General features: G+C 63.0%; 7 protein-coding genes and 1 pseudogene. 2 read left to right on the forward strand and 6 right to left on the reverse strand.

Going from position 1 to position 11,970, the window contains the following annotated elements; genetic code table 11:
* Nucleotides 1–82: 82 nt before the first annotated feature.
* Nucleotides 83–2,323: a phage NrS-1 polymerase family protein gene (locus GBJ34_RS16520; protein WP_151720297.1), complete on the reverse strand. Its 2,241-nt coding sequence runs from the start codon at nt 2,321–2,323 to the stop codon at nt 83–85.
* A gap of 175 nt (nt 2,324–2,498) precedes the next feature.
* Complete coding sequence (locus GBJ34_RS16525; protein ID WP_151720298.1) at nt 2,499–2,747, reverse strand: helix-turn-helix transcriptional regulator; 249 nt, start codon at nt 2,745–2,747, stop codon at nt 2,499–2,501.
* Nucleotides 2,748–3,121: 374 nt separating this feature from the next.
* Here GBJ34_RS16525 and GBJ34_RS16530 point away from each other — a divergent pair, with 374 nt between their 5' ends.
* The gene (locus tag GBJ34_RS16530; protein WP_054302713.1) at nt 3,122–3,688 is read left to right on the forward strand and encodes a T4SS efffector SepA family protein; all 567 of its coding nucleotides are present in this window, start codon (nt 3,122–3,124) and stop codon (nt 3,686–3,688) included.
* 21 nt (nt 3,689–3,709) lie between these two features.
* On the opposite strand, the gene GBJ34_RS16535 is transcribed toward GBJ34_RS16530, so the two are convergent.
* From GBJ34_RS16535 to GBJ34_RS16550, 4 genes are all read right to left on the reverse strand, one after another.
* Nucleotides 3,710–5,014 (reverse strand): tyrosine-type recombinase/integrase, encoded by a 1,305-nt coding sequence (locus tag GBJ34_RS16535; protein WP_151720299.1) that lies wholly within the window; start codon nt 5,012–5,014, stop codon nt 3,710–3,712.
* Between the two features lie 494 nt (nt 5,015–5,508).
* Nucleotides 5,509–6,546: an HlyD family secretion protein gene (locus GBJ34_RS16540; protein WP_151720300.1), complete on the reverse strand. Its 1,038-nt coding sequence runs from the start codon at nt 6,544–6,546 to the stop codon at nt 5,509–5,511.
* A 4-nt stretch (nt 6,547–6,550) separates the two neighbouring features.
* Nucleotides 6,551–8,227 (reverse strand): MFS transporter, encoded by a 1,677-nt coding sequence (locus tag GBJ34_RS16545; protein WP_151720301.1) that lies wholly within the window; start codon nt 8,225–8,227, stop codon nt 6,551–6,553.
* Complete coding sequence (locus tag GBJ34_RS16550; protein WP_151720302.1) at nt 8,215–8,652, reverse strand: MarR family winged helix-turn-helix transcriptional regulator; 438 nt, start codon at nt 8,650–8,652, stop codon at nt 8,215–8,217. The genes GBJ34_RS16545 and GBJ34_RS16550 overlap by 13 nt, the downstream gene beginning before the upstream one ends.
* Nucleotides 8,653–9,261: 609 nt before the next feature.
* Here GBJ34_RS16550 and GBJ34_RS16555 point away from each other — a divergent pair.
* A pseudogene (locus tag GBJ34_RS16555) lies at nt 9,262–11,970 on the forward strand (hypothetical protein); the annotation flags it as partial.

An 11,970-nucleotide genomic window follows, 5' to 3' on the forward strand; every position in this document is an offset into this window, starting at 1 on the left:
GGAAGAAGTTGGGTAGGTCCATGGCTATGCCCTTTTCTCGTAGGGGTGCAATGGGGGGCTCAGGGGGGCCTTGGCCCGGGTTTTAGGCCGGGGGGCTAAGGGGGGCTTCGGGGGCCGTAATGCGGTTCAGTTCGGCTTCAACAGCCATGGCAAGGGCACCCCGCCACCCCTGTGCGTTGCGCAGCGCCCACACCTTCACCTTCGGGCGTCCATACAAGGCGAACGGCTTCGGCAACGGCTCGATGCCTGCCTTCCGTGCGATGTGCGGCAGCAGCGCCCACTTGCGACCGGCGTCGGGGGTGAAGTTCGGGTCCACGTCAAAGACCGCGCTGAACAAGTCTTCTGCGGTGATAAGGTCGCGTGGGTGGCTTGCCACCAGTTCCAACGCCACTTCGTCGTGGCGGGTTCGGCTGTTGGCAATCACCGCTTCCTTGGCGTCGTTTCGTGCAGCATGTGCGCCGGGGTTGAAAGCGGCGATGTTGCGGGCACGCAGGAACTGGCGCACCGAGGCGATGAACAGCGGATCGGGCTTCGGGTAGAGTGTGCTGTAGAGGCGTCGGTAATACCCTTCGCCGCTGTGCGGTTCGCTGGGGTTCCGGATCACGTTCCAGCGGCGGTCATCGACGGTCAGCGGCAGCGCGGTTTCGTAGTTCGAGAACAGCAGCCACCGGCAGCAATTCTTCTCGGTATGCTGAAGCCCGTATTTGACGTTGATGAAGCGGTGCGAGGCTGTGACCATCGACTTGAGCTTTTCGCTGTGCTGCCAGCGCTCACCCGTCCCGCCCTCGTTGATCTCGTCCACCACGGCCAGCAGCTTGCGCGAAAGCTGACCGTTGAAGCCACTGGCAAGGCTGGACTTGAGGTCAAAGTCCATCGCCACATTCCCGGACCAGACATGCGCCAGCAGCGCCGCCAGCCAGTTCCGACCGACGCCCTGTTGCGTGGCGATCATCAGGTAATGGTTGTGCGGCAGGACACCCGGCTGCTGTTCGATGTGCGCCAGCCAGTCGAGGAACCTGTTTCGTTCCACGTCGTCGGGGATCAGGAACGCGATATGGTCGAGAAAAATGCCGAGGCGCTGCTGCCAGTCGGCGGGCGGGTTGTGGGGGCGCGGCTTCCACAGGTTCAAGGCGTGCCGCCCATCCTCTGCCGTGCAAAACTCCCCGGCGCTCGGGTCAAAGGTCAGGGTATAGGCGACCATGCGTTTGTCGCTGCCCATCCACATGGCGAATGTTGATGCGACCGTCTCACCCTCCGGGCTGACGATGGTCGTGGTGTTGTGCTTGAGCAGCGCCGACATGCCGGGCGGTGGCAACTGCACGGCAAGATTGTCGCGGAAGGCGATCATGGGCTTTTCTGCCGCGATGTAGACGAGGCCACGGTGCATCTCTTTGATGTCCATTGACGGCGGCATGGCTGCGAGGGCGGTGCCCACCCCGTCACCGGCCTGCTTGAAAGCGGAGCGCTGCACCTCCATGCGCTGCGCCTCAGCCGCTTGTCGGCGGCGGATCGGCTCAAGCGTCAGGTTCAGGTAGCGGTCGTCCTTGGTCGCCTTCTCGCGCTTGCCCAGTTCGCTGCGGCGGAAGATGCGCCTGCACTGTTCGTTGTTTGGGCTGTAGAAGGCGATGATGCTCATCAGCGCCATGTCGGCTTCGGATTGGGAAGTGTATCGCCCCTGCCATTGGCCGTTTGCCAGCATCAGGAACTTTTCGCCGTTCGCTGCGCCCTTGGCGCGTTCAATAATGGCGGTGTCTTCCTCCTTCTCTGGGGCATCGGGGAGGGGCGCTGCTGTGTAGTCCGCCGGGCGCATCTGCGTCACCATGTTGGCGAGCAGTTCGTGCCGGTCTTCGACCGGGGCGTCGATATAGACGTTGCCCGTGCAGATGATGAAGCGCTCTTGCGAATACACTTCCACGCCGCCGCGCTTGCAGCCGGGACCGATATTGCCACGGACCCAGATGTGCATCCCGCGACCGCTGCGCGACAACTCGGAGTAGCTGTTGAAGGTTGTGACGATGCTCTTGAAGCGTTCCATGTCCTCGGCGGTCGTGTCGTCCTTCACGTCGAGGTCGATGCAGGCAAAGGGGTCGTTGGCACTCAGCACGAAACCGATCAGCCCACGCCATTCAATGGCGAGGCGGCAGGCGGTTGCAAAGTCCATCCAGGTTGACGGGTCGGTCGTGCTGGCACGCTTTCCATCAGCGCCATAGGGCGCCTTGTCGGTGGCCGTGCCAGCGGTCACGCACCATTGCGGCAGGGCGCGCATTTCAGCGGGAAGGCGGTGAAAAATGCTTGCTTGCGGACCTTCCGCGAGGTTCTGCATAGTTGGGGAGTCCATGTCTGTGCTTTCTATCTGACGGCGGGGGTTGGTGGCACAACTCCCGCCGTTTTTCCTGAGAGCGCTATGTTGGGGCTAGGTGATGCGCCTGACACGGGAGCTAACCCGACAGACGCATTCCAAAATTCACCGACCCCGCGCCATATGAAGTATTTGCGGGTCAGGCGGCTTCGCTGGTGCTGTGCTTCTCGCCCGCCGCCATCCAAGCCAGAACGTCCCGCTCCGCATACCAGACGCGACGGGTGCCCTTCGGGCTGAAGTAGCGCGGACCATCCCCGCGGACGCGCCATTGATCGACGGTCACGGGATGGATGCCGAACAGTTCGGCAACCTCGCTGCTGGACAGGGGGCGGTTCTTGGGCTGGTAGCTGAACAACTCGCAGAGCTGTTCAAAGGTCATGTCGGACATTGGATTCACTCCGCCATCAGAAGCCGTCGAGAACCCAGACGGTGGCGGGGTGTCCTGCCCCTTTATATAGGTGGGGCCGGTTGCAGTAACACATTAGCTGGGGCTGTCTGCATCTGGCAAGCCCCGTTTTGCCGCCACCCCGAAACGCACCGTTGCCGCTGAGGCGACAGAGGCGGGCGCGCTGCTGCCCGTGTGCTGGCGCTGTAGCTGCGATCAGCACCGTGCCGCCCCTACCCCGGCGGCGCTGCGCAACGCGGCTGTGCGCGGCGGCTATCGAGCGCTTCGCAGAAAATAGGTAACATATGCTCTTGATACGAATCGAGAAACGATGTTACATATTTCCTGCGGCCACCATCATCCCAAAGGAGACAGACATGATGCCGGTATTGAGAATCAACGACGCCACGTTCGCCAACCTGAGCACCCTCAAGACGTGGTTCGGAACCAAGTCGCCCAGCGAGACCATCGACCGCATCGTGCAAGAGGCGATGGAGCAGCTTGGCATTGAGCGTGACGACGAGTTGGAGGGTGTGCCTGTCGCCCCGACCGATGGCGCGCTCGTGTTCGACACAGCGCCCAGCCTCACCTTCACCAAGCCGATGAAGGCGACCATCAACGGCAAGCCGATCCAGAACCCCAACTGGGCGTCGATCCTGCATGTGATGATTGCACAGGTGAAGGCCAAGGGTTTCGAGGGCGAAAAGCTGGTCCGCGAACTGGCGGTCCCGGCCAAGGCGTCCAGCTACGAGGACGATGGTTACAGGTTCTTCCCCGAACTGGGCATTTCGGTGCAGGGGCAGTCGGCGGCAGACGCATGGAAGGAAGTTGACAGGCTGGCGAAGAAACTGCGCATCCCCGTCACCGTCGAGTTCGTATGGCGGCAGAACCCCAAGGCGCAGCATCCGGGCAAGGCAGGCGTCCTGCGCTCGGGCAATGCGTAAGAGCGGCGTGTGCTGCGGGCGTCAAGCCCGCAGCGCCACCACATTCGCGCCCGCCGCAATCAGCGCCTGCTGCTCGATGTAATCCCCGATGGCCTGAACCTCGGGGTGATAGTCCCGAAGGTCGCTGGTTTCGAGATAATGGCGAGCCGTGACGCCCATTGGCACATGATTTGTCAACAATTCGAGCTTCGCAATGTCCAGACGGCAGGCCTTCACCCCGAGAGTTACGAAGGTGCGCCGGAGGTCGTGCGCTGAAAGGCGGTCCATGCCGATAGCCACACTGAACCTTTCGAGCGGCGCGCGGGTGTCGCGGATGTGGCCCAATGCCGAGCGGCTCGGGAACACGAACTTACTCTTGATCGTGGCCTTGTCGTCGGCAGCTTTGCGGGCTTTCAGGACGGCGACCGCTTGCGACGATAGAGGCAAGGTAATTGAGTTTCCGTTCTTGGGGTCTTCGATGAACCACGAACAGTTGGCAGGGTCATCCTCAAGGTGGACATTCCGCCACTCCAACGCGGCCCCCTCGTTTCGTCTGGCCCCCGTGCAAAGCAAGAACATGACGAGGTCCAGCCCTGCGTAGGTGTCGGCGCTGAATGCGGGGTTCTGGCGCGCTGTGGTGAGCAGGTTCCAGAACGTCCCGATCTGCCTCCGGTCGATATGGCGGGTCCGCACCTTGCCCGCCTGCTTCGCCATTTCTTGCTTGAGGACGGCCACAGGGTTCTGGTCGATGATCGGCTTGCCGTCCTTCGTCTGGTATTCCTCCCGCGCCCAGTTGATGAGCGTCCGCAGAACCGTGAAGGCGAACGAGGCGCTGCCCGGTGCTGGCCCCTTCCCCGTCACGCCCTTGGTGGCAATCTCCTCATACCGTTTGCGGCACTCCGCCGGAGTGAGGCTGGCGATGGTGCGGTGCTGCCACTTCTCGAAGGTCGTCTTGATATGCCGGTCCATCTCGTCGCGGCTGCTGTCCTTCAACATGCCGGGGCGGGCAAAGAAGGCGTCGGCCACCTCACGCAAGGTGATGGCCTTAGCCTCGTCCTCGCGCTTCACGTCGCGCGGGTCGATACCGTCGCGCATCTGTTGGAGCAGGGACTGTGCTTTGCGGCGCGCATGGTCCTCGGTGTAGAGACCGAGCCTGCCGATGGTCATGATGACCGCCTTCCCCTTGACGCGCCCCTGCGCGACGAAGGCGCGGACCCCCTCGGGGTTCGTCTTGTTCGGTGCCGTGACCCGCAGGCCATAGCCCGACACCTTGTCATCCCAGTGGATCTCATAGCCCGTGGCGGGCGGTGCAACGGTCTCGCAGAACGGCTTCGTGAGCTTTGGCATGTGGCTATCCTCCAGCGCTGTGCTAGCACCATGCCAGCAAGCTAGGGCTACCATGGGCAGTCTGCCACTATCACGCAAGGAGTTCAAGTCACTGATTTTACTACATAATGTTGGCTGTCGCTAGGTTGCATTAGGTAGCGCTATGACCCCGGCCTATAGTTCGGGAGCAGGGGGTCGGAGGTTCGAATCCTCTCGCTCCGACCAAAATTTTCCCGAGAAAATCAAGCAGCTGTGAGCGATAGGCCGAGCATCTTGTGCGGTCGTGCGTCTGCATCTGTGTGGCGGAGTAATCCGCCGCCATTTGCCGGACCGGGTTCTGCTGTGCCCATGGATTGGTAGCGGGCTGCGAAAAGTGCGGGGTTTCAAACATCAGCAGGCTGCCAGGCTGTGCCAGCCAGTGCCCGGGCGCGCTGATCCTGTTGACCGGGTTCTGCCCTGACAAGCACAGCGCCGTCACTGGGGGCGGCGCAACCCTTCGCCACGCGCCGCAGGGATCATTCCCTTTGCCCTGTCACAGACACCACCACAGACAAGCCGGGGGCCAACAGGTCGGCGCGGTCCTGATCGGGGTCAATGGCGATGCGCACCGGCACGCGCTGCGCGATCTTGGTGAAGTTGCCTGTGGCATTGGTTCCAGCGATCAGGCTGAACTCCGAGGCGGCGGCAGGCGAGAAGCCCTCGACCCGGCCCGTGAACCGCTGGCCATCCAGCGCATCCACGCTGAATTCGGCCGTCGCGCCCACGCGGATATCGTTCAGGCTGCCTTCGTTGAAATTGGCGATCACCCACAGATCCTGGCCGACATGCGAGACCAGCGCGGTGCCGGGCGAGACATATTGCCCGACCCGGACCGAAACCTGCCCAAGCCGCCCAGCGGATGGGGCGCGGATCTCGGTATTGGCCAGATCAATGCGCGCCAGCTCCACCGCCGCCGCGGCGCTGTCGATCTGGGCCTGCGCGCTTGCGATTTGGGCCCGCGCATTGGCGATCTGTTCGCGCTGAACCTCCAGCGTGGCCTGGGCCTGACTGCTCGCCGAGAGGGCCTTTTGCAGCGCCAGTGCCGATTGCTCGGTCGCACTGGCCGAGGTCACGCCGCGTTCGCGGAGCGATGCGGTGCGGTTGTTGTCGGATTGCGCGGTTTCCACCCCCAGAATGGCCGCATCAAGGGCTGCCTGATCGGAGCGCAGCATGGCCTCGGCAGACCGCACATTCTGGGTGGCGATCTCGCTGGCGGCATGGGCGGCGGCCAGCGTCGCCTCGGCCTGTGCCAGCTTCTGGCGATAGATCCGGTCATCGATCACCGCAATCACATCGCCTTCCTGCACGGTCTGGAAATCGGCGACGCGCACCTCACGGATATAGCCGGAAAGCTGGGGGGCCAAGGTCGTGACCTTGCCGCGCAGATAGGCGTTTTCGGTGGTGGGCTGCGCGGGTGCAAAGGGTGGCAGGTGCCAGGCAAACAGCACCAGAAGCACACCGGTAAGACCGATGATCCCGGCAATGGCGGTGGGAAGGATAAGCGAGCGGTTCATGGCGTCAGGTCCGGTTTTGCGCGCCCGCATCGGGCGCGGCAGAGGCAGGGGGAACGGGTTGCGGTGTCCAGCGCCGCCAGAGCCAGTCGCGCAAGACATGCAGCAGCAGTGCGGCCAGCGCGGCCAGGGCGGTGAGGAAGGTCAGGAAATAGGCATCATTATAGGCCATCACCCAGGCTTGCTGCCCGGCCTGGGTCAACAGCTGCGACATGACTTGCAGACGATCTGCAGCGAGGTCGGGGTTCTGCGTGGCCATCAGCGCGGTGCCGCGTGCCAGCGTCGATTGCAGCAGCGGATCGGCCATCTGCAGCTGTTCGGTCAGTGTTGCCAGATGAAAGGCCTGCCGCCGGGTGGTCAGTGTGGTGAACAGGCCGGAGCCGATCACCGCGCCAAGGCTTTGCGTGGCGATGAAGACGATGATGAAGGACAGCAGGTAATTCTGGCCCTTTCGCATCGCGGCCAGCAGCCCCATCATCATCGCAGGCGGCATGAACAGCATCGAGGCAAAGCCGATCATCGCCTGACTGATCAGGAACTGTTCGGGCCTTGTGTCGATGGTCGATTGCGCATCCATATAGGCCGCAGCCGCAATCAGGGTCAGCGCCACGGCATGAAAGGCGGCCTCGCGTCCCGGTTTCATCCAGGCCACGCAGGCCAGCCCGCCCATCACAGCCGCAATGCAGATCACCGCAAACAGCGCCTCCATCTGTGATGGCGCAAGGCCCAGCACCTGAAACATGCGCGGCGCGCCGGTGCTTTGTTCCGACAGCACCAGCCGGAACAGCAGCAGCGTCACCGTCAGGTGCAGCATGGCGGGCGTGGCAAGCCAGCGGAAATCGACCAGCGGGGATTTGCGGGCCAGTTCGATCATCACCGCCAGCGCCAGGGCTGCGATGGAGATCGCCAGCAAAGCCCCGATCCAGGGCGCATCGGTCCACCAGCGGATCGGCCCCATGACCGCGCCGATGGTGATCCCGGCAAAGCCCAGTGAGATCAGTCCGAAGCTGAGGAAATCGCCCCGTTCGATCACCTTTTCGCGCGGGGGGGAGTTGAGCGGCAGATACCAGACCACCGCCAGCGAGATCAGCGCAAGGCCAAGTCCCGCGAAATGCACGCCCGCCAGCCCGCCGTCGCCGATCAGCGAGGGCGAGATGACACGGGCAAGGTTCGGCCCGATCAGAATGATGGCCATCACCGCAGGCAGGCCAAAGCGCATTTTGGCCTGCGGGGCCAGCGGCTCCAGCATGTAAAGGAATGCCAGTGTCGACAGTGGGGCCGCGGCGCAGCCCGAAAGGAATTGCACCACCACGGCCGAGCGCAGATCGCTGATCCACAGCGCGGCAAAGGCCACGGCGGTGAAGACAAGGATGCTGACCTCGGCAAAGCGGCGCAGACCGAACTGGGTGCGCAGCTTGATCAGCATCAGGGGCAGCGTGGCGCGTGGAACCATATAGGCCGCCATCAGCCAGCTTGCCTCGGTGGTGGACACGCCCAGATCGCCCGCGATCTGCGGAATATTGGCCGACACAAACCCCTGACCCAGACCCTGCGCCAGCCCGATCACTATGGCGGCCAGAAAATAGGGCAGGGCAGCTGCCACCCCCATGCCCGCAAGGATGCCTCCGGGGGCTGCTGCCGCCATTGGCGTGGCGGCCGGGGCCTGATCGCTTACTTGCCCCATTTTTCACCGATCCTTGCGGTGTTTTCGACCATGCGCGACAGGGCGCGATCCAGCACGGCGCGATCCTCGGCCGCGATCCCCTCGAACAGTTCGGCCCGCACGGCCAGCACAAAGCGTGAAATGCCGCTGGCGCGCGCTTTTTCCGTCAGAAACAGGGCGCGCTTGCGGGCATCGCCATCGATGCCGCGCCGCTCGATAAAGCCCAGCCGCTCCAATCCGTCGATCTGGCGCTTCAGTGTCGGGGCCTCGATCTGCAGGGCCGTGGCAAGTTCGGCCTGCGTGGCACCCTCCATCCCGGCCAATGTGGTCAGCACGCGCGCCCGCGCCATGGTCAGGCCCAGTTCGGCGGCGCCCGCATCATAATTGCGGCGCAGTTCGCGCATCACATGCAGCAGCAGGTCAAGCGTTTTGGGGCGGGAATCCATATCATTGCCTAGCTAATTGGTTAGCATGGTAAGTAATAGGAGCTGTGCCTGCGGACAGCAAGCCCCCGAAGCGCGCCGAGCCATGCAGCGGTGTCATGGCGGGTATCCGGCAGTTGCGGGCACTGTTTGGTGTGAGCTGCCCCCAAACTGCCCGGGGCGCATCAGTCGGGATTTGGGCCGCTTGTGGGGTCATTTCTGCAACAATGACCCAAGCAGGCGAGTTGTTACTTGACTCTTTTTGTCGATTTCAACAGAACCCAAAGCCATTAGGCAGGCGAATTGCCCCGAGGCTTGGTCAAATCACACCCTGCCGGACGGACAGGCCCACCCGCAAACAGGATGCGCCAAGCGCGGCATCCGTTGATCCGGTCATCTGACCGGCGGGCTGGGATTGGCATGTCTGCACTGAAACCTCCGTTCTGTCTTGGTGCGCGGCTTCCGCGTCAGGCGATGCCTGTCGGCCCTGCAATTGCTCATCCGCATCGCCCTGCATCGGCCCCGGTTCCGTCTCGCCCCGGAACATGGCCGATCTGATCCCATTCGCCCGCGCGTCGAAGCCCGAGGGCGCGACGTTCCGGTCATCGCAGACAGTGTTTGAAAGGACCCCTCATGCCCGCAATCACGATCGACGCCTCCGCCCTTGACGGAGTGAACTGGTCCACCTTCATCAGCAATTACATTTCCGGTCTCGGAAACGGCTCCTACAAGTTTTACGGAGGCGGCATGAGCGCTGCCTATGGCAGCCAATTCGCGATGAGCGGTGAACAACTGGCCATCCAATATGCCACCGACACCGCAACCCGCGTTGTGCTGGAAGGCACGGATCTGGCCTATGATTCGATCGTCTATGGTTCGTCCTACGGGCACGGCCTTTCAGGTGCGCTTGACAAGATCACGTTCGGCCAATGGGTTGAAGGCACGACCGGCACCCCGGGCATCGGCGATGACGGTCTGATTGCCGGCTTGCAGCAGGATCTGGTGATCACCGGGCTGGATATCGAGGTGGCAATCGGCAGCGGTCCGGCTGGCAATATCCTGAACACCTTGTTCACGCAGATCCCCGGTGGCAACGCCACCGCGCTGGACACGCTGCTGAGCGGCTACGCCCAGAACTTCATCGGCACCGCGGGCGACGACAGCTATGTCGGCACCGCGCAGGCCGACACGATCAATGGCGGCGGGGGGAATGACACGCTGGATGGCGGCGACGGCGAGGATGTGGTCGTGTTCGACGGCGATTTTGGCGGCGCATCTGGCACCTACAGCTTTGCCCCCAACCCGGACGGATCGATCACCATCACCGATAGCCGCGCCACCGGCGGAACCGGCGTTGACGTGATCAACAATATCGAGATCCTGAAGTTCAACAATCTGACCTATAACCTCACCACCCATGCGGCCAATTACGCGCCCACCGATATCGTGTTCGACGATGCGGCGGCGGCAGATCTGAACGTCAATTCCCAGGTTGGGGCGGCGGTTGCCACCTTTGCCGTCACGGATCGCAACGCGACGGACACCTTCACCTATGAGCTGCTGAATGATGCCGGGGGCCAGTTCGTGCTGGATGGCGCAAGCGTCAAGGTTGCGGATGTGCTGGCACCGGGCCGTCACACCATCACCGTCCGCGCGACCGACAGCGCGGGGCAATCGGTCGAACGTCAACTGACCGTCGAGATCGCCAACCCGCCGTCGATCACCATCGACGCCTCGGGCGCGAACGGGATGGATTTCGAAGCCTATATCCGTGGTGGTTTCCTGGATGGCACCTCGGGCGGTGGGATGCCGGTGTTTGACAATGGCAGCAGCTTTGCCGGCGAGGAGATGTTCATCGCCTATGGCAACACATCGGCCTCGAAATACGTCCTGATGCATGGCGCGCTGGAATACCATTTCGGCACCCATACCGTGGCAGGCACTGCCAATGTCGTTGAATACGGCACCCGTGGCACCGGCAGCTTCGATTCCAACGGCTATTTCACCGGGGGCAATGCCGAATTGCGCATTTCCGGGCTGGCGCTCTCCAACCTCGTTCCGGTGGATGCCACCGAGGCCACCACGATCAAGGCCAATGGCCCGATTCACAACTTTGCCGTTGCCCATATGTATGGTGCCTCGGGCGAGTTGGCACGTCTGGCGAAATATGCCGACGCATTGGACGCCTATTCCCAGAACTTCATCGGTTCGGCGGGCAATGACACTTATACCGGAACGCGCTTCAACGACACGATGACCGGCGGCGGCGGCGATGACAGCCTGGATGGCGGCGCGGGCACCGATGTGGTGGTCTATGACGGCGTCTATGCCCGTAATGGTGGGGATTACACTTTCGCCATCGCAGATGGTGTCATCACCATGGTCGACAGCCGCGTGAATGGTACCGGCACCGACACGCTGCGCAATATCGAGATCCTGAAGTTCGGCAACCTGACCTATGACCTGACGACGCATCGGGTGAACTATGTGCCGACCGACGTGGCGCTGGCCAGCAATGATCCGGTGCAGGGCAATTCGGCTGTAGGCACCACGATCGCCAATCTGGTGGTGACCGATGCGCTGATCTCTGGTGTGGCCGATACCCATACCTTCACGCTGCTGAACAATGCAGGTGGCCATTTCGTGCTGGACGGGGCTTCGGTGAAAGTTGCCTCTGCGCTGACGGCGGACAGCTATACGATCCGGGTGCGGGTGACCGACAGCGCGGGCCAGAGCATCGAGAAGAACATCACGATCAATGTCTCGGAGCCGGCGGTGAACCTGGCGCCGACCGGGCTTTCGCTGTCGAAGACCTCGATCGCCGAAAACAACGCGGCCAATGCCGTGGTCGGCGTGGTCTCGGCCGTCGATCCGGAAGGTGATGCGATCACCTATGCGCTGACCGGCAATGCCGGCGGGCGTTTTGCCCTCGTCACCTCGGGCGGGCAGACCCGCCTGGTCGCGACCCGCGCGCTGGATCACGAGGCGGCAGCCAGCCATCAGGTGACGCTGACCGCGACCGATGCCTTCGGCAATGTCACCAGCAAGGCCTTCACCATCACGGTGGGCGATGTGAACGAGGCCCCGGTCATCACCTCGAACGGCGGTGGGGCTGTGGCGGCGATCCGGGTGGCGGAGAACACCACCGCAGTCACCACGGCGCGGGCGACTGACCCCGAGGGGCGGGCGATCAAGTGGACGATCGCGGGCGGGGCGGATGCCGCGCTCTTCACCATCAATGCCGCAACCGGCGCGCTGGTCTTCAAATCGGCCCCCGATTTCGAGGCCCCGAAGGACGCCGGGCGCGACAATGTCTATGATCTGGTGATCCGCGCGACGGAT

The organism is Gemmobacter serpentinus (assembly GCF_008973825.1).
Lineage (GTDB): Bacteria > Pseudomonadota > Alphaproteobacteria > Rhodobacterales > Rhodobacteraceae > Gemmobacter > Gemmobacter serpentinus.

What these genes read in the sequence shown, in the direction of transcription:
- GBJ34_RS16520 (WP_151720297.1), bottom strand. Translation starts at nt 2,323, where the DNA reads ATGCAGAACCTCGCGGAAGGTCCGCAAGCAAGCATTTTTCACCGCCTT.
- GBJ34_RS16525 (WP_151720298.1), bottom strand. Translation starts at nt 2,747, where the DNA reads ATGTCCGACATGACCTTTGAACAGCTCTGCGAGTTGTTCAGCTACCAG.
- GBJ34_RS16530 (WP_054302713.1), top strand. Translation starts at nt 3,122, where the DNA reads ATGATGCCGGTATTGAGAATCAACGACGCCACGTTCGCCAACCTGAGC.
- GBJ34_RS16535 (WP_151720299.1), bottom strand. Translation starts at nt 5,014, where the DNA reads ATGCCAAAGCTCACGAAGCCGTTCTGCGAGACCGTTGCACCGCCCGCC.
- GBJ34_RS16540 (WP_151720300.1), bottom strand. Translation starts at nt 6,546, where the DNA reads ATGAACCGCTCGCTTATCCTTCCCACCGCCATTGCCGGGATCATCGGT.
- GBJ34_RS16545 (WP_151720301.1), bottom strand. Translation starts at nt 8,227, where the DNA reads ATGGGGCAAGTAAGCGATCAGGCCCCGGCCGCCACGCCAATGGCGGCA.
- GBJ34_RS16550 (WP_151720302.1), bottom strand. Translation starts at nt 8,652, where the DNA reads ATGGATTCCCGCCCCAAAACGCTTGACCTGCTGCTGCATGTGATGCGC.